The organism is Falsiroseomonas sp., from assembly GCF_051859025.1.
Taxonomy (GTDB): domain Bacteria; phylum Pseudomonadota; class Alphaproteobacteria; order Acetobacterales; family Acetobacteraceae; genus Falsiroseomonas.
On the sequence record NZ_JBHYGL010000021.1, the window covers coordinates 38,612 to 57,257 of the forward strand.

Here is an 18,646-nt window from a genome sequence, read left to right on the forward strand (position 1 = left end):
CCGGTCACTGCCCCCGGCCCCGCCGCCGCCTTGCTGCGGCCGTCGGACCGGAGGGCGGCGGGGCAGCCAGGCGGACCGCGGCCACCTGCTCCACCGCCACGCCCTGCCGGCCCGCCAGCGCCGCGGCCTCGGATGCCGGTGGCGAGCCGGCCGCCAATGCCGCCGCCAGCGCCGCGCGCCGCCACAGCACGGCCCCGGCCACGGGCTGGCCCGGCGCATCCTGCAGCGCGGCGAAGGGCGCATCCGGGGCGCCCTCCAGCGACTCCGCCGCGCGGCGGAGGAAGGCGCTGCCGGGCGCCAGATCGGGATCGGCCAGCCAGATGAGCCCGGCATCCGATTCCGCCAGCGCCTGGGCCACCAGGGCGGGCCAGGGCGCGGCGGGCGCTTCCACCCGGCGCCAGTGCCGGTGCCAGCGCAGGCCCGCTTCCGCCGCGCCGGCCGCCACCCGGGGGTCCGTGCCATCCTCCAGCACCAGCACCTCCGCCACCGGCTGGTCCTGGCGGAAGATGGCGTCCAGCCGGCTGGCCAACATCCGGCCGCGCCCCTGGCCCGGCACCACGACGGCGATCGCCGGCAGGCCCGGGACCAGGCGTGCGAGCAGCGCGCGGGCATGGTGCCCCTCGTCGAAGCGCGATCGCGCCTTGGCCTGGCTGGCCAGGCGTGCCGTCGCGGCCAAGGGCGGGTCCAGCAGCCGCATCGCCGCCCGGCCCATCGCCTCCACATCGCCCAGCGGCACGGCCGCGCCGCCGAATTCCGTCGCCAGGGCCGCCGCGCCGCCGGCACCCTCGAAGGCCAGGATCGGCAGCCCGGTGCAGGCGGCTTCCTGCGCGAGCAGGGGGAAGGGCGCTTCCCGCGCGGTCAGGGCCAGCACATCAGCGGCCAGCAGCAGGGCGCCGGGCTGCGCCAGGTGCTCCACCAAATGGAAGCCCTCCCGCGCCGCCGCCGCGATCTCGCTGCCCATCCAGGCGCGGATGGCGGGGTCGAGCGGCCCGACCCAGGCGGCGGCAAGCCGGGGGCGATCCGCGCGCAGGCGGCGGAACAGCTGCAGGAACAGGTCGATCCCGTGGCGCAGGTCGCCCGGCCCGGCGCCCAGCAGCAGGGGATCGCCGGGCGCGATGCCCAGCGCCTCCCGCGCCGCCGCGGCGGCGCCACTATCGGCATTGGCATCGGCATTGGCATCGGTGGCCTCCGCCAGGCCGGGTTCCAGCACTTCCGGCGTCCCGGCGCCGCGCCATTCCTCCGCCAGCGCGTCCCGCACCGCCGCCGCCGGCACCAGGCAGGCATCGACCAGGCCGAGTGCCGTCCGCAGCCCGCCGGTCAGGCCGCGCGCCCGCAGGGAAGCGGGCATTTCCTCCAGCAGCAGGGTGGTGTGGATGCCGACGCGCCGGGCGGCCCGTGCGAGGCGCGAAGCGGCCGCCGCATCCATCGCCGCGTGGCGGATGCCGGCGGCGCGGGCATTCGCCAGCGCCGCCTCGGGCGCCGCCGTCGCCACGCCCACGGGGCCGAGCCGGGCGAAATCGGCCTCCAGCGGCCCGCCTGCCAGCAGCAGCACCTCCATCCGCAGCCCCGTGCGCCGCGCGATGGCCTGGAGGGAGGCGATCAGGCGGCGCGTCTCCTCCCGCTCCTCCGCATCGCCGGCCACCAGCAGCAGGGCCGGCGCTTCCTGCGAGGCGCGGCCGACCACCGCGCGCGCCGTCGCGTTCAGGAAGGCGTGGCCGTAATGCAGGTCGGGCTCCAGATAGGCGCCCTCGCACCATTCGTTCCAGGCATTGACGCAGACGAAGGGCTCCGCGCCCATGAAGGGCTTCGCCGCTGCGCGCTCCACCAATTCGCCCAGCCAGGCCTCGTAGCTCGCGGGCGTCGATCCATGGATGATGACGGTGTTGGTGCCCTGCTTGCGCGGGTCATTGTCCCAGCCCGGCACCGCGCATTTGATCAGCGGGAAGGGCGGCTCCGGCTCCTCCAGCGACACGCGGGCGATGTCGTCATAGCTGAAGACGGTGCCGGTGAAGTCGGGGTCGAGGTAGTCGAGTGACGCGCTGATCGGCATCGCGCGCTTCGTCACCTTGTGGGGCGGGAATTCGATGGCGGCGTCGAAGCCGACCTCCCGCGGGTCGATGTCGTCGAAGCTCTGCGCCATGACGAAGACCGGGTCCTCCCCGTGGTCGTCGCGGAAGCGCTGTCGCCAGCCCGCCACGATCTCCTTCGGCTCCGGCATCAGCCCGGCGCGGTACATCATCAGCAGCGGGCGGCCCTGCACGCGGATGTAGCGGGGGTCGCGGAAGTGCCGGGCGAGTTCGGCCATCAGCGCCGCCTCCTCCTCCGGCCGGTAGTCCTGGCTCATCAGCACGTCGTTCTCGGCGCCGTCCCAGCGCCGGGTCCAATTTTCATTCGCCCACATCAGGGCGAAGGGCATGTCCAGGCTGCGGTCGCCGATGAAGGCGTCGACCGGCTTTTCCAGCAGGCGGTGGCCGTTGAACCAGTACCAGTAGAAGATCCAGCCATGCACGCCGCCGCGCTTCGCCATCTCGATCTGGCGGCGCATGACGTTCATGTCCGTCAGCGCATAGGGGCCGAGGTCGCGCGGGATGCGCGGCTGGTAGTGGCCGGCGAAACGGGGCAGGGCGCGGGGCAGGTTGGTCCATTCGGTGAAGCCCTTGCCCCACCAGGCATCATTCTCCGCGATCGCATGGAATTGCGGCAGGTAGTAGGTCAGCACCTTGGCGCGCGGCCTGGCCCCATCCGGCAGTGGCTTCGCATCCTCGAAATCCTCGCCGGGGCGCGTGTTGCGCTTGACCATGCGCGGGATGGTCGGCGTTTCCTGCGGCATGCGCGGGTGCACGCCGGGCTCATGCCGATGCGCCAGCCAGTGCAGCAGGGGCGCCATCTCCGCCGCGCCGCCCATGTGGCGCTTGACGTAGTAGCGGCTTTCGAAATCGGGCGAGGGTTCGCGCCCTTCCTGCCAGCCAATGGTGATGTAGTGTTCGAAGGCATCGGCGCCGGCGCGGGCCACGTCGCGGTAGGTGGCCAAATAGAATTCGGCGTCGAATTCCGGGATCGGCGCGGCGCCATAGGGGCGGCTGCGCAGGTAATGCGCCAGCGCCGGCTCCGCGGGGTCCAGCCCGTTGCGCACGCGGTACCAGCCCGGGTCGAAATGCGGGCTTGGCTGGCGATTCTCCAGGTCCCCGTGCATGACGTAGTGCAGCACGGGGTCGAAGCCGGCGTCGCGCACATCCGGGTTCTGCGCCAGGTACCAGGCGGGGTCGAGGTAGTAGTTAGGCCGCCGCCCTTCCCGCCATCCGCGCGTCAGGAAATGCAGCGCCGCGTCTTCGCCGGCATGGGCGACATCGGCGTTGTTGGCGACATACCATTCGGCATCCAGGATGCCGCTATCCACCAGCGCCTGCAGGTCCGGCGCCAGCCCTTCCCCAGCCGGCGCGTCGTCCATCACTGGTCCTCGCGCGCCAGCAGGGCCTCGAGGTAGGTGCCGTAGCCGCTGTTGCGCAGCGGCTTGGCCAGCGCGCGCAGCTGCTCCGCATCGATGAAGCCCATGCGCCAGGCGATCTCCTCCGGCGAGGCCACCTTCTGCCCTGTCCGCTTCTCGATCGCGCGCACGAATTCGCCGGCTTCCAGCAGGCTGTCATGCGTGCCCGTATCCAGCCAGGCATAGCCGCGGCCGAGCCGCGTGACGCGCAGCGATCCCTCATCCAGATAGGCGCGGTTGAGGTCCGTGATCTCCAGCTCCCCGCGCGCGGAGGGTTTGAGCGCGCGCGCGATGCCGGGGGCGCGGCCGTCATAGACATAGAGGCCCGTGACCGCCCAGTTGGATTTCGGCGCCTTCGGCTTCTCCTCCAGGCTCAGCGCCCGGCCATCGGCATCGAATTCCACCACGCCGTAGCGTTCGGGATCGGCGACGCGATAGGCGAAGACGCCGGCGCCATGGTTGGCCGCTTCGCGCGCTTCCTTCAGTCGCTGTTCCAGATCGTGCCCATGGAACAGGTTGTCGCCGAGGACGAGGGTGCTTGGCGCGCCTTCGAGAAAATCCTCCGACAGGGTCAGGGCGCGGGCGATGCCGTCCGGCTTCTCCTGCACCGTGTAGCCGAAGCGCAGCCCCCAGCGCGCGCCATCGCCGAGCAGCCGCTGGAACAGCGGCATGTCATGCGGCGTGGAGATGATCATGATCTCCCTGATGCCCGCGAGCATGAGGACCGACAGCGGGTAGTAGATCATCGGCTTGTCGAAGACCGGCAGCAGCTGCTTGGAGACCGCGAGAGTCGCGGGATGCAGCCGCGTGCCGGATCCTCCGGCCAGGACGATGCCCTTCATGGCGTCTGTTCCTTCAGCCCCGCTTCAGGGGGCCCGATGAGTTCGTCGAGGCAGCGTGACAGCGAAATGCGCCAATCCGCGGGCGCGATGCCATGCACGCGCGTGATCTTCGCGCAATCGAGCCGCCCATCCGCCGGGCGCGCCGCCTTCGTCGGATAGTCGCTGGTGGCGATCGGCGTCAGACGCGGCCGCTTGTGGCCGCGCGACGCCGCCTGCGCCAGGATCTCCGCCGTGAAGCCATGCCAGGTCGTGTGCGGCGCGCCGGAGAGGTGGAACAGACCGAAGGCGTCGTCACCCGGGTTGGCGGCCAGCAGCCGTGGCGCCATGGCGAAGACGGCATCGGCCAGGTCGGCGGCGAAGGTGGGGGCACCGTGCTGGTCCGCCACCACGCGCAACTCCTCCCGTTCATTCGCCAGGCGCAGCATGGTCTTCAGGAAATTGCCGCCGGTCGCGCTGCACACCCAGGCCGTGCGCAGGATGGCGCTGCGGGGATTGGCCGCCAGCACCGCCCTCTCCCCTTCCTCCTTGCTGCTTCCATAGACGCCGAGTGGGCAGGGGGCGTCATCCTCGGTATAGGGCGCGCCCTTGCGGCCATCGAAGACGTAGTCGGTGGAGAAGTGGATGAAGGGCAGGCCGCGCGCGGCGGCCTCGGCCGCCAGCCGGGCTGCCCCGTCCCGGTTGACCGCGAAGGCGAGCGCCGCGTCATCCTCCGCCCGGTCCACCGCCGTATAGGCCGCGGCATTCACCACCAGCTCGGGCGCGGCGGCATCCAGGGCCGCCCGGATGGAGGCCGGATCGGTCAGGTCGAGCGCCGGCGGTTCCAGCGCGGTGACGTCATGCCCCGCGAAGCGCGCGGCGAGGGCCCGCGCCACCTGTCCCTCCCGCCCCGCGATCAGCAGGCGCATCAGAAGCAGGGTCCGAGGTCGGCCAGGCGCGGCAGCACCCGGTCCTTGTCGGAAAGCCGGGCCGTGGCGGGGTCGATCCCCCAATCGATGCCGAGCGCCGGGTCATCCCACGCGACGCCCCTGTCGCAGCCCGGGGCGTAGAGGGCGGAGACCTTGTAGGCCACTTCCGTATCCGGCTCCCGCGTGGCGAAGCCATGGGCGAAGCCGACGGGGATGTAGAACATCAGCCCGTTCTCGGCCGACAGTTCCGCCGCCACATGCCGGCCGAAGCTGGGGGAGCCGGCGCGGAGGTCCACCGCGATGTCGATGATCCGTCCCCGCAGCACCCGCACCAGCTTGGCCTGCGGCGCCGGCGGCACCTGGAAGTGCAGGCCGCGCACCGTGCCGGGATGGACGGAAAGGGACTGGTTGTCCTGCACGAACTCTTCCGCGATCCCCACCGCGGTGAAGTCCCGGCGGTTGTAGGTCTCGATGAAGACGCCGCGGGAATCCTCGAAGCGGCGGACGGAAAGCAACAGCGGTCCGGCGATGGCGAAGCCCTGCGCCTCCACATTGCCGGCGCAGCGGATCTCCGTGGCCGGCGCGCGCAGCTCATCCAGCATCGCCGTCATCCCCGCCCTCATTCCGATATCGCCCCCAGGGGCACCCCCCAGGGTCACCCCCAGGGGCTGAAATCTCCGGCCCCTGCATAATCCAAGGTAGAGCCCCGCGAAAGGCCGTCGGCCCGCGGCGTGCCGCAGGTGGAATGACCAGAAAGTCTTTCAACTCCGTAAGCAGGCTGCCAGGGGGGGCGTCACCAGCGGCCGGCATCGGGCTCCGGCGCCGGTTCCCCGCCGGCCGCGATGGTTTCCAGCAGCTCGATCTGCCGGGGCAGGCAGATCGTCTTCAGGTCGTAGCGGTCGATCACGCTCTGCCGGCCCGCCGCCGCCAGGGGGGCATGGGCATCCGGGTCCGCCACCACCGACAGCACCGTCCGCGCGATCGCATCCGGATCGAAGAAGGGCACCAGCAGGCCGTTATGGCCGTGGCGGATTGCCTCGCTCACCGGCTGCGTGTCGCTGCCCACCACCAGCGCGCCGCAGGCCATCGCCTCCAGCATCGACCAGGACAGGACGAAGGGGTAGGTCAGGTAGACATGCGCCTGCGTCACGCGGAACAGATCGTGCAGCGCATCATGCGCGACGCGCCCGGTGAAGTGGATGCGGCTGAGGTCGAGCTGGCCGTGGAGTTCCTCCAGCAGCAGCGCCTTCCAGTTCTCCGCGTCTGGCGGCTTCTTGCCGTAGGAGACCTCATTCCCGCCGACGATGACAGTGTGCAGGTCCGGCCTTTCGCGCTGGATCCGCGGCAGGGCACGCATGAAGCTCGGAAAGCCGCGATAGGGTTCCAGGTTGCGCCCGACATAGGAGATGACGGGATCGCCCCGGCGGAATTCCCGCCCCTTCGGCGTGCGGAACACCGCCCCGGCGCGGGGCGCGCAGCGGTCGGTGTCCACCCCCTCATGCAGCACGGAGATGCGCCGGCGCGCCCAGGCGGGGTAGCGGCTCCATTGCCAGCGGGTGGGGGAGACGCCCCAATCGGCGACCTGGAGGGAGACGAGTTGCGCCGCGTTCAGCACCCGCACCCGCGCCGCATCGTCCAGCGTCAGCGGCTGGGCGGGGTCGAAGCCCAAATCCTGGCCCAGCGCGTTGTAGAAGAACTCCCAGTAGAACAGGGTGCGCGCCTGCGGGAAGACGTCCTTCAGGAACAGCCCTTCGCCCCAGCCGGGATGGCAGACGATGATGTCCGGCCGCACCCCGGCATCGCGTGCCTTCACCAGTGCATTCGTCAGGTGCTGCCCGCGGCGGAGCGAACCCTCGAAGGGGCGGAGATAGCGATGCGTCTGCTCCCCGGCGCCCTTGGGCGGGCCATAGGCGATGTAGGTGACGCCCGGCGCCTCGTAGCCAGGCTTCTCCCCCACGCACCAGACCTGCACCCCCTCCCGCTGCGCCATGGCCGGGGCGAGGTGGGCGTATTGCCCGGGGAAATTCTGATGGATGAACATCACCCGGAGGGGGCGTTTCAGGGGTAGCGCGGCCATCATGTCTCCGGTGTCGGTGGCGGGACGGTGGTGGAGCATCCGTCCCCGGTCAAGGCGCGCCACGGGCAACCCCGCCACCGCCTGGCGGGCTGGTCGGGCCGGACGGTGGATGGCAGGCTGCGCGCCGCTCGACCAAGGGGGGATTGCAGCATCATGGGCACTCGCAAGCGGCCGGAGGAACTCCGCAGCCATCGCTGGTTCGGGGTGGATGACCTCCGCGCCTTCGGCCACCGGTCGCGCATGCTGCAGATGGGGTTCTCCGAGGCCGATTTCCGCGGCAAGCCCGTGATCGGCATCATCAACACCTGGTCCGAACTCAGCCCCTGCCACTTCCACTTCCGCACCCGGGCGGAGGAGGTGAAGCGCGGCGTCTGGCAGGCCGGCGGCTTCCCGGTGGAACTGCCGGCGCACCCGGTCACCGAGCAGTACATGAAGCCCAGCAGCATGCTGTACCGGAACATGCTGGCCATGGAGACGGAGGAACTGGCGCGCAGCCAGCCCTGTGACGGCCTGGTGCTGCTGGGCGGCTGCGACAAGACGCCGCCGGGCCTGGTGATGGGCGCGCTGTCCATGGGCCTGCCCTTCATCTTCGTCCCAGCCGGGCCGATGCTGCGCGGCAATTGGCGCGGCAAGACGCTGGGCTCGGGTTCCGATGTCTGGAAGTACAATGCGGAACTCCGCGCCGGGAACATCACGCAATCCCAGTGGAAGGACATGGAAACCGGCATCGCCCGGTCCTTCGGCACCTGCATGACCGCCGGCACGGCGGCGACCATGATGCTGGCCTGCGAGGCGATGGGCCTGACGCTCCCCGGCGCATCCTCGATCCCCGCCCCCGACGCCAACCACCCGCGCATGGCCACCGATTCCGGCCGCCGGATCGTCGACATGGTGTGGGAGGATCTGACGCCCTCCGCGATGCTGACGCAGGGCAGCGTGGACAATGCGGTGGCCGCCACCATGGCCTTCGGCGGTTCCACCAACGCCATCATCCACATCATCGCCATGGCCCGCCGCGCCGGGCTGGAACTGGACCTGGAACGCTTCGACACCATCAGCCGCCGCGTGCCGCTGATCGCCAATCTCCGCCCCAATGCGGGTGAGGCGCTGATGGAGGATTTCTTCTACGCCGGCGGCAGCCGCGCCTTCCTCAAGCGCCTGTCCCCGCATCTGGACCTGACGGCGAAGACGGTCAGCGGCCGCACCATGGGTGACGACATCGCGGATGCCGAGGTGTTCGACGACGACGTGATCCGCCCGCTCGACAAGCCCATCCAGGCGGAAGGCGGGCTTGCCGTGGTGAAGGGGACGCTGGCGCCGAAGGGGGCGGTCATCAAGACCTCCGCCGCGGACCCGAGGCTGCTGACCCATACCGGGCCGGCGGTGGTCTTCGACAACTACGCCGATCTCAAGAAGCGGCTGGATGATCCGGACCTGGACGTGACGGCGGACAGCGTGCTGGTGCTGCGGTCATCGGGGCCGCAGGGCGGGCCGGGGATGCCGGAATGGGGGATGATGCCGATCCCGCAGAAGCTGCTGAAGCAGGGGGTGCGGGACATGGTGCGCCTGTCCGATGCCCGGATGTCCGGCACCAGCTACGGCACCTGCGTCCTCCACGTCTCACCCGAATCGCATGTCGGCGGGCCGCTGGCGCTGGTGCGGGATGGCGACCTCATTCGCCTCGACGTGCCGAACCGCACGCTCGACCTGCTGGTGGATGAGGCGGAGATGGAACGCCGCCGGGCCGGCTGGACGGCACCCGTGCGCCGCTATGAGCGCGGCTGGACGTCCATGTACCTGGACCAGGTGACGCAGGCCGATGAGGGATGCGACCTGCGTTTCCTCGAAGCCGGGGCGCCGACGCCGGAGCCCGACATCTACTGAAGCCCATCCCCGGGCGCCCGGTTGGCACGGCGCCTCACGCGCCGTTCCACATCCGCCTGAGGCCGCCCGCGACGGAGTTGCGCGGGGGTGGTGCGGGCGGCGGCGGGCCGCCCGCCATCAGGTTGCGGGGATTCTCCCGCAGCGCGATGCGGGACAGGATGGCGAGGGCCGCGGAGTAGTAGTCCGGGCTCCGCGCCACTGTCGGCAACTGCCTTGAGATGCCGCGATGCCAGCCGGTGGCCGTCGTCACTTCCGCCACCGCATGGATGCCCGATGGCGCGGCATAGGGCGCGACCTGCCCGGTGCGGAGGTCCGTCCAGGCCGGGCGGATGGAAAAGCCCGGGTCGTTCCAGAAGTTGTTGGCGGCGCGCACGGCGGGTTCGTCCGTCATCCCCGCCCAGGCCAGGTGCAGCGGCACGCGCACCGCATCGTAGCTGAAGCGCGTGGGCCAGCCTGCCGCAGGCCGCGCCTGGCCACCGGGGCCGCGGGTGATCTCCACCCAATCCGCCGGCAGGCCCCAGCGGCCATACCGCATGCCGCGCAGCATCTGCACGCCATCGCCCATCACCCGCTGCCAGGCCCGGTCCGGCACCGCGCGGCTCAGCGCGAACAGGGCGGGGAAGGCGTAGTAGGACGGGTTCACCACCACGCGGTCGCCGTGGTTGAAGCCCTGCGCCGCCGGCAGCAGCACCATCCGGCCATTCACCTCCATCACCAGGCGGGACAGGATCGCCTGGCCGATGGCGATGCCGTCGCGCCGGTACTCGGGCTCCCGCCACCGATCCGCCGCGCGCAGCAGCGCCCAGGCGATGTAGAGGTCGCCATCCGTCGCATTGTTAGGATCATCCACCCGCACCCGCTGATCCGGGCGGAAGCGCCAGGAATGCAGGCCGTCGGGGCGCCGCAGCGTGCGTCGTGCCCATTGATGGACCCGGTCGAAGGTCGGCCGGTCGTCGAAGGCCTCGGCGAAGAGCATGGCGTAGCCCTGGCCCTCGCTATGGGAGATGCCCTGGTTCCCGGTATCCACCACCCGCCCGTCACTCAGCACGTAGCGGTCGCGGAAGGCGCGGTACTGGGCGGCGGGATCGTCCGGCCCGGTCGCCGCCTCCTCCCCACTGGTCGCGGCGCCGCAGGCGGGCGTCAGCACCAGCGCCGCGGTCGCGCCGGCCAGGGCCAGGCGGCGGGTGAGGCGGGACATGGGCGCCGGCGGCGCCGCATCCTGGTCGGGCAGGGTCAGGGCTTCGCTGAGCATGGGGTCGATCCTCGGGATGGCGTGTGGGGGGGGGTGGCGTGCGTCGGGGGCGCGTCAGGCGACGCGGAAGCTGATGCGGGCGCGGAGCCCGGTGCCGGGCGGGGCCCAGATGTCGATCCGGTGTCCCTGCGCCTGGATGAGGCGGCGGCCGATCGCCATCGGCAGTTCGCGGACAAGCCGCGACCGGTGGCCCTGTTCCAGCGTGCCGACGGAGACGCGCTGGATGACCAGGTCCATCACCGTCTCGTCCCGGCCAGCGGTGATGCACAGCTCCGCCCGCGCGGGGCCGGCGCAATTCGCCTGGCCGTGCAGGGCCAGCATTTCCAGCGCCCGCAGCACGCGGGTGGCATCGACGCCGCAGCTCTGTTCCGCCGGTGCCAGGTTGCGCAGGCCGCAGCGGATGCCCTGGTCCGCCAGCCCCGCCACCACGTCCCAGGCCAGGACGCGCAGCAGGGTCGGCACCACCGCCAGGGGCGTTTCTGCCGCGGCATCGACGGCGGCGCCGAGCAGGTCCTCGACCAGCGAGAAGAGGCTGGGGCGGGGCGCCTCCTGGTCCCATTCCGTCATGGCGAGAGGCTCGGCTTCCTCACGCCCCGCGGCGTCCAGCACTGCCGCCATCTCCCCCCGCAGCCGCTGCATCATCGCCTGCAGGCCGGGTTCGGACCCCGTCCGCGGCATGGGCAGCTGGACGCGGCGGTCGCCGGGCGGCGGTTCCACCCAGCCGAGGCGCGGCCCGTCCGACCGGCGCCGGCCATAGGTGGGGCGGGCCGGGTGAAGCGCCTGGCGCGGCAGCAACCCGGGCTGAGTGGAACCGGCGCCATCCGATGCGGGTGACGGGTGGGCCAGGGAAGCGGGGGCCCGGGAAGCGGGGGCCAGGGAAGCGGGAGGAAGGGAAGAGGATGCCAGGGAAGCTGGGGTGGCGGACATGGAAAGGGCGTCGGCGAACATGGGTGTTCTCCCTCGTCGTCATCGATGCGGTGGTGGTGGGGGCGGCCCCGCGTGGGGCTGGCGGCTATTCCGCGTGGAGCAGCAGCCGCGCGCGCAGCCCGCCAGTCGGGATGGTCCAGGCATCCAATTGCCCGCCGAGCGCGGCCACCAGGCGGCGCGCCACGGCAACGGGCAGGCCGCGTTCCGGCCTCGGCTCCGGCTCCACCGGTTCGGGCGCGTCAGGCCGCAGCAGCAGGTCGAGCCGCGCCTGCCCGGCCCCGGCATCCAGCGAGAGCACCGCCGTTCCCGGCTGGCTGCCGAAGGCGCGGCGGCCCAGCAGGTCTATCACGCGCAGCAGCCGGGCGCTGTCGATGTAGAAGGCCAGGTCGGCATCGGGCTGCAGCGTGATACGGCGCGAACAGGCGGCGCCGCGGGCCCGAAGCTGCGCCGCCACCGCCCCCATCAGCGCGTGGGCGGAGACCGGATCCCGCCGCGGGCGGTCCCGCCCGTCCTCCAGCGCCCGCGCATCCGCCAGGTCATCGGCCAGGCCGTCGGCCAACTGATCATCCCATTGGCCGTCCCCCCGGCTATCCGCCCGGCCATCTTGGGCGGGGCGCGGCGTGGCCCGGCGTTCCGCCGGATGGGTGCGGGGCTCGGCCTTGCCCATCGACAGGGACGGGAAGGCCTGCCCTGCCTGGGCATGGACCAGCGGCAGGCCGGCCATCGCCATCGGGGATGGCGCCGCGGCCAGGGCTCCCACCGTCTGGGGCGTGCGGGGATGGTCGGCGTCGCGGCGCTGGGCGGCGCTGGCCAGCGCCTCCGCCACCAACTGGGCCAGGTCGGCACCCCGCATCGGCTTGCGGAGCACCCCGAAGGCGCCGATCCGGCTGGCCGCCAGCCCCTGGGCGACGGAGGCGTAGCCGGTCACCAGCAGCACCTCCAGCGCATCGGCATCCCGCCTGCCGGACAGCGCGGCTTCCGCCAGCGCGATGCCATCCATGCCCGGCATCCGGATATCCGTGACCAGCGCGCCCACATCCGGCCGGCTGGCCAGGATGGAAAGCGCCATGCGCGCCGAACCCGCCGACAGCACCGAAAGGCCCCGTCGCCCCAGCGCGACCGTCAGCTCCTCCAGCACCTCGGCCTCGTCATCCACCACCAGGACGGAAAGCGCTTCCCGGGCGGGGGTGGCGAAGGGAAGGCGGAGGCCGACGCCCGGCGCGAAGCTTCGTTGGTCGGTGGCGCTGCATCGTCCGATCGGCATGGTCATCGTGCGGCTCCGTTCTTCATCGGGTGGGGCGGGGGCCGGTGGTCCGGCGCCGTCCCGTGGTGTCGGACCGATGAATGGGACAGGGCCGCGTCGCCGTGTTGTCGCCTTTCGTGTTAACTAATCGCCTACTGATTGAGACGGTCTCTCGACGTCAGCCAGCGTCTTCCGGTAAACCTCAATGTCGAGGAGGGTCTCCATCGGCGGAGACATCCTGCGTCTGGGGAGACGAAGGATGACGTCGCAGACAGGGGGTCGGCCTGGCGGGCCAGGGCGCCCCGCGCCGGTAGGCCTAGGGCGCGGCGCGCCTGGCCGAGGCTTCGCCGAAGGCCAGGCATCCTTCACGGAATCGAATGCCGCGATGACGGAATCCGCGGGCACGGCGCTGACGCCGCTGGTGCTGCTGGCCGACGACGAACGCGAACTCACGGATGAAATGGCGGCCTACCTGCAGCGCTATGGGTTGCGCACGCTGGTCGCCAATTCCTTCCAGGCGGCGCTCGCCATCCTCCATACCCATCGGCCGGATGCCATCATCCTGGACCAGCGCCTGGGTCCGGTGGACACGCTGCCGCATCTGCCGGAACTGCGCGCCCTGACCGATGCGCCGATCCTGATCGTCACCGGCAACCGGGAGGAGACGGACCGCGTGCTGGGCCTCGAACTCGGCGCCGACGATTTCCTGGTGAAGCCGGTCTCCGGCCGCGAATTGGTGGCGCGGCTGCGCGCCCGCATCCGCCGGCCCGGCAACGCCGCCGCCGCAGCCCCGCGGCGGGACCGCTGGCGCCTGCAGCCCGTGGAGCGGCGCCTGCTGCGCCCCGATGGGACGGTGCTGGAGCTGACGACGGCGGAATTCGACCTGCTGGCCGTCATGGCATCCCAGCCCGGGGAGGTGCAGACGCGGGAGGCGCTGACCCAACTGGTCTTCCGCCGTCCCTGGCGGCCAGGCGACCGGGCGGTGGACAACGCCGTCCTGCACCTCCGCCAGAAGCTGGCGCCGGAGCTGGGGGAGCGCTGCATCGTCACCATCCGTCAGGTCGGCTACGTCTTCATCGGCTTCCCGAATTCCTGATTTTTCTCAGGTTATCAGTATGTTGATATTCGCCATGGGGTTGTGGGGCGTCGCGCCCAACGCGACACGGCGCGACAAAGCCGGCTGAACGGCGGGGCCGCGGGGGGACGGGCGGCGACAAAGCGCGCACCGTCGGTCCCGGGACGACAAATCCCCCCGCCCGGCCCCGGATTCCGGCCCCGCGGCGACAATCACCGGGCGCGGCGACAATCCGCTCAACATTCCGGCGATATTCCTGGTGATGATTTTCGCCCCTTCCGGGCGTGCGGGCACCCCTGCAACCGGAACGGCACGCCGCCAGCGGCGTTGCCCCCCGCGACCGAAGGGGGATCCGGATGCCGAGGCGACGCAGGAAGCAGGGCGAGGAGACGGCGCGGGAGCCGCTCTGGTGGCGCGACGCGGTCATCTACCAGCTCCACCCCAAATCCTTCATGGACGGGAATGACGACGGCGTCGGCGACTTCGCGGGGCTGATCGCGCGGCTGGACCATGCCGCCGGGCTTGGCGTGGATGCGATCTGGCTGCTGCCCTTCTACCCGTCACCCCGCCGGGACGATGGCTACGACATCAGCGACTACCGCGCCGTCCACCCGGATTACGGGTCGCTCGCCGATTTCAAGCGCCTGGTGCGGGAAGCGCATGCGCGTGGCCTGAAGGTCATCACCGAACTCGTCATCAACCACACCAGCGACGAACACCCCTGGTTCCGCCGCGCCCGCCGGTCCCCGCCCGGGTCCTGGCAGCGGGACTTCTATGTCTGGTCCGATGACGACAGGCGCTATGACGGCACGCGCATCATCTTCATCGATACCGAGAAATCGAACTGGACCTGGGACCCGGTCGCCAAGGCCTATTTCTGGCACCGCTTCTACAGCCACCAGCCTGACCTGAACTTCGACAATCCCCGCGTGCTGGAAGCGGTGCTGCGCGTCATGCGCTTCTGGCTCGACCTCGGCGTGGATGGCCTGCGGCTCGATGCCGTGCCCTACCTGGTGGAACGCGACGGCACGAACAACGAGAACCTGCCGGAGACGCATGACATCCTGAAGCGCATCCGGAGCGCGCTGGATGCCGACTACCCGAACCGGATGCTGCTGGCGGAAGCGAACCAGTGGCCGGAGGATGTGCAGGCCTATTTCGGCGCCGGCGACGAATGCCACATGTGCTTCCACTTCCCGCTGATGCCGCGGATGTACATGGGCGTGGCGCAGGAGGACCGCTTCCCCATCACCGACATCCTGCGTCAGACGCCGGATGTGCCCGATGGCTGCCAATGGGCCGTCTTCCTCCGCAACCACGATGAACTGACGCTGGAGATGGTGACGGATGCGGAGCGCGACACGCTCTGGTCCGTCTATGCCGCCGATCGCCGCGCGCGCATCAACCTGGGCATCCGCCGGCGCCTCGCCCCCCTGATGGAGCGCGACCGAAGGCGGATCGAGCTGATGAACGGCCTGCTGCTGTCCATGCCCGGCACGCCTGTCATCTACTATGGCGATGAGATCGGGATGGGCGACAACGTCTATCTGCGGGACCGCGATGGCGTGCGCACGCCGATGCAATGGTCGCCCGACCGCAATGGCGGCTTCTCCCGCGCCGATCCGGCGGCGCTGGTGCTGCCTGTCATCCAGGATGCGACCTATGGCTACCAGGCCGTCAATGTGGAGACGCAATCCCGCGACGCGCACAGCCTGCTGAACTGGACGCGCCGGATGCTGGCCGTGCGCCGCCGCACCCGCGCCTTCGGCCGTGGCGTCATGCGCCTTCTCTATCCCGGCAACCGGAAGGTGCTGGCCTATGTGAGGGAATGGGAGGGGGAGGTCGCGCTCTGCGTCTTCAACCTCTCCCGCGCCGCCCAGGCGGTGGAGCTGGATCTCGCCGCCCATCTCGGCCGCGTGCCGGTGGAGATGCTCGGCGGCACGCCCTTCCCGCCGATTGGCCCGCTGCCCTACCAGTTGACGCTGCCGCCCTATGCCTTCCACTGGTTCCTGCTGGCGGAAGGCGCCGCGCTGCCGGCCTGGCACGTGCCGCCGCCGGAACCGCTGCCGGAACTCCGCACCCTGGTCGGCCGCCCCGGCGGCGACTGGCTGCCCGCCGAGGCCCGCCAGGTGCTGGAGCGGGAGGTGCTGCCCGCCTGGCTGCCGCTCCGCCGCTGGTTCGGATCGAAGGATGCCCAGCCCGCCGGCCTCGTCGCCCGCTTCGCCTATGCCGTGCCGCTGCAAGCGGGGCTGGAACCGCTGCTGCTGGCGGAGGTGGAGGCCGCGGGCGAAAGCTGGGCCCTGCCGCTGGCGAGGATCGGGGAGGAGGATGCCGCGAAACCCGCCGGGCAGTTGGCCCTGGCGCGGCTGCGCCACGGATCGCGCATCGGGCTGCTGACGGATGCCGTCGCCACCGATGGCTTCGCCCGCGCCGTGCTGGCGGCCTGCCGGGCCGGGCGCGTGCTGGCGACCCCGGAAGGGGAGCTGCGCTTCCAGCCGACCCCGGCCCTGGCCGACCTGGTCCTGCCCGAACCGCCGGAGGTCCGGCGCCTCGGCGTCGAGCAATCCAACACGACGGTCATCCTGGGGGAGGCGGTGGTGCTGAAGCTCCTGCGCCGCGTCCAGCCCGGGCTGCACCCCGAAGCGGAGATGGCGCGCCACCTGACGGCAGCTGCCTATCCCGGCACGCCCGCCCTGCTCGGCCAGGTGGTGCGGGTAGCGCCGGATGGCACGCCCCATACGCTGATGCTGCTGCAGGCCTTCGCCCGCAACCAGGGCGATGCCTGGGCCTGGACGCTGGATTGGCTGGCCCGCAGCGTGGACGACGCCGCGCTGACGGAAGCCGAGCCGGAGGACCCGCTGGCTGGCTACCTGCCCGTGGCGGAGGCCATCGGCAGGCGGCTCGCGCAGCTTCACCTGGTGCTGGCACGGCCGAGCGACGATCCGGATTTCGCCCCCGTGCCGCTCGACGCCGCCATGGGGCGCGGCTTCGCGGCGGAAGCGGCGACGAGCCTTGATCGCGCGCTCGGGCGGCTCGACCGTCCCGGCCTTCTGCCACCGGGGCCGGCGGCCGATGCCGCCCGTCGGCTGGTGGCGGATCGCGCCCGGCTGGTGGAGGCGATCCGCGCCCTGGCGCCGGACCCGGCCGGGCTGCTGGCCACGCGCTGCCATGGCGATTTCCACCTGGGCCAGGTGCTGGTCGCGACCGGCGATGCGGTGATCCTGGATTTCGAGGGCGAGCCCGCGCGGCCGCTCGCCGCCCGCCGCGCCAAGTCCAGCCCCTGGCGGGACGTGGCGGGCCTGTTGCGCAGCCTGGACTACGCGGCGGCGGTGGCGGCCGCGACGGAGGAAAGCGGGACGGCGACGGCCGCCTCCTCCACCCGGCGCGCGGCGCTGATCACGCGCTGGCGCAGCGCGGCGGAGGCCGCCTTCCTCGCCGCCTATCGCGCGACGTGGGAGGGGGAGGCGGGTGCGGCGCCAGCGGGGGCGGCGACGCTGCTCGACCTCTTCCTGGTGGAAAAGGCGGCCTATGAGGTCGGGTACGAACTCGCGAACCGGCCGCCCTGGCTGCCGGTGCCGGTGCTCGGGCTGGCCGCGGTTCTCGACCGGCTGGTGCCACCGATGGAGGATTTGCAACCCTGACGGGAAGACTCACCTTGACGTGATTAAAGTATACACTTAGACGTGAGCGCGGCGCCTCTCATTCCCGTGAGGCGCTGGCGCCGCTCCCGTCCCGCGGCGTCCCTGCATCCAGGCCGGGAGCCCGCCATGAACATCAACCTGCTCGTCCGCGGCCAGTCCAACGCGATCCTGCTGATGGAAAGCAATGGCTGGTCTGGTGCCGGGACCATCACCCAGGAAGTCCAGCGGCTGCTCGGCTTCGATGGGGTGAAGGACACGGTGTCGCTGGTCTATGACCGGTTCGACGCCAACAGCAGCACCGCCTTCGGCGGCACCTCGCTGATCGGGGATTGGCTGAAGCCGAACGGGTCCGGCTGGCAGGTGGGGTCGCAGGAACAGGCCCTGCTGAACGAGATCGCGGACCTGTCCGCCGCTCAGCGCGCCGACCCGACCGCGGTGCTGTGGCTGCACAGCGAATACGACAGCGCGAATGCGTCCCTGACGACGGAGCAATGGGTCTCCGCCGTGCGCTACGACGCGGCGCTGGTGCGCGCGGCGCTGGGGCAGGGCGCTGCCACCGTCTCCTACAACTTCGTCTCCGCCATGCCCTATTGGGGCACGGAGGAAGGCCACCAGGCGATCCGCCGCGGCATGGAACAGCTGGCGGCGGATGCGTCCTTCAATGCCAGCATCGCGGCCCGCATGCAGGACATCAACGCGACGACGGATGACTGGGACAGCAACCCCAACACCATCGAATATGGTGGCGGCCATATCGATGGCGGGGATGCGGCGCAGACCGTGCTGCGCGCCGCGCTCGGCATCGCCGAAAGCCTTGCGGACTACGCGAAGTCGGGGTCCATCGTCGCGCAATCCGGTGGCGATATCGATGACAAGGGGCCGCAGGTCATCCGCGCCAGTCTCGCTGCCGCCAACCAACTGCGCATCGATGTCGCGCATGACCACGCCACGGGCTTCCAGGCGCTGGATGCCGATGCGGCCAAGGGGCTGGGCTGGTGCGTGCAGGGCGCGGGCGGGACCGTGTACGGCACGGCGGCGACGCTGGTGGATGGGGATACGCTGCTCGTCACCTTCTCCGGCCCCGTCCCGGCCGGCGGCACGCTGTTCTACGGCTACGGCTATGGCCGCCTGGCGGGGGCGGATGGATCGGGCCGGGGCAACGCGGTCTACGACGACCAGGGAATGCCCATCTGGGTCGCCGCCGATGGGTTGAAGATCGGCACGACAGTGACGCCCCCGCCCGTCACGCCGACGCCCGTCATCACCAACCTGACGCTGACCGGCACGGCGGGCGATGATGCGCTGGCGGGCGGCGC

General features: G+C 71.3%; 12 protein-coding genes. 4 read left to right on the forward strand and 8 right to left on the reverse strand.

All coding sequences use genetic code 11. The features are described 5' to 3' along the window. Positions 1-4: 4 nt before the first annotated feature. The 5 genes from ACTIE5_RS17770 to ACTIE5_RS17790 all read right to left on the reverse strand — a co-directional run bounded on the left by ACTIE5_RS17770 (position 5) and on the right by ACTIE5_RS17790 (position 7,272). Positions 5-3,448, reverse strand: a complete 3,444-nt coding sequence (locus tag ACTIE5_RS17770; RefSeq protein WP_439551046.1) for a glycoside hydrolase family 99-like domain-containing protein — start codon at positions 3,446-3,448, stop codon at positions 5-7. Beyond that, entirely contained in the window at positions 3,448-4,326 is an 879-nt protein-coding gene (rfbA, locus tag ACTIE5_RS17775; protein WP_439551047.1) for a glucose-1-phosphate thymidylyltransferase RfbA, read from the reverse strand. The genes ACTIE5_RS17770 and rfbA overlap by 1 nt, the downstream gene beginning before the upstream one ends. Continuing rightward, positions 4,323-5,231 carry a dTDP-4-dehydrorhamnose reductase gene (gene rfbD, locus ACTIE5_RS17780; protein WP_439551048.1) on the reverse strand — a complete coding sequence of 303 codons (909 nt, stop codon included), beginning with the start codon at positions 5,229-5,231 and terminating at the stop codon, positions 4,323-4,325. Before rfbD ends, rfbA begins: the two co-directional genes overlap by 4 nt. Continuing rightward, the gene (rfbC, locus tag ACTIE5_RS17785) at positions 5,231-5,842 is read right to left on the reverse strand and encodes a dTDP-4-dehydrorhamnose 3,5-epimerase (protein ID WP_439551049.1); all 612 of its coding nucleotides are present in this window, start codon (positions 5,840-5,842) and stop codon (positions 5,231-5,233) included. The genes rfbD and rfbC overlap by 1 nt, the downstream gene beginning before the upstream one ends. A gap of 182 nt (positions 5,843-6,024) precedes the next feature. Next, positions 6,025-7,272 (reverse strand): glycosyltransferase family 4 protein, encoded by a 1,248-nt coding sequence (locus tag ACTIE5_RS17790; protein WP_439551050.1) that lies wholly within the window; start codon positions 7,270-7,272, stop codon positions 6,025-6,027. 189 nt (positions 7,273-7,461) lie between these two features. Here ACTIE5_RS17790 and araD point away from each other — a divergent pair, with 189 nt between their 5' ends. Further along, positions 7,462-9,192 carry an L-arabinonate dehydratase gene (gene araD / locus ACTIE5_RS17795; protein WP_439551051.1) on the forward strand — a complete coding sequence of 577 codons (1,731 nt, stop codon included), beginning with the start codon at positions 7,462-7,464 and terminating at the stop codon, positions 9,190-9,192. A gap of 34 nt (positions 9,193-9,226) precedes the next feature. Here the strand turns inward: araD and ACTIE5_RS17800 are convergent, their stop codons facing one another. From ACTIE5_RS17800 to ACTIE5_RS17810, 3 genes are all read right to left on the reverse strand, one after another. Beyond that, positions 9,227-10,444, reverse strand: coding sequence for a glycosyl hydrolase family 8 (locus tag ACTIE5_RS17800; RefSeq protein ID WP_439551052.1), 1,218 nt, complete (start codon positions 10,442-10,444; stop codon positions 9,227-9,229). A gap of 54 nt (positions 10,445-10,498) precedes the next feature. Beyond that, on the reverse strand, positions 10,499-11,239 hold the full coding sequence (locus ACTIE5_RS17805) for a hypothetical protein (protein WP_439551053.1): 741 nt from the start codon (positions 11,237-11,239) through the stop codon (positions 10,499-10,501). 217 nt (positions 11,240-11,456) lie between these two features. Next, entirely contained in the window at positions 11,457-12,641 is a 1,185-nt protein-coding gene (locus ACTIE5_RS17810; RefSeq protein WP_439551054.1) for a response regulator, read from the reverse strand. A 358-nt stretch (positions 12,642-12,999) separates the two neighbouring features. Here ACTIE5_RS17810 and ACTIE5_RS17815 point away from each other — a divergent pair, with 358 nt between their 5' ends. The 3 genes from ACTIE5_RS17815 to ACTIE5_RS17825 all read left to right on the forward strand — a co-directional run. Further along, complete coding sequence (locus tag ACTIE5_RS17815) at positions 13,000-13,710, forward strand: response regulator transcription factor (protein ID WP_439551055.1); 711 nt, start codon at positions 13,000-13,002, stop codon at positions 13,708-13,710. Between the two features lie 335 nt (positions 13,711-14,045). Beyond that, positions 14,046-17,330 (forward strand): maltose alpha-D-glucosyltransferase, encoded by a 3,285-nt coding sequence (treS, locus tag ACTIE5_RS17820; RefSeq protein WP_439551056.1) that lies wholly within the window; start codon positions 14,046-14,048, stop codon positions 17,328-17,330. 126 nt (positions 17,331-17,456) lie between these two features. Further along, a partial coding sequence (locus ACTIE5_RS17825; RefSeq protein ID WP_439551057.1) for a hypothetical protein occupies positions 17,457-18,646 on the forward strand: 1,190 nt, incomplete at its 3' end.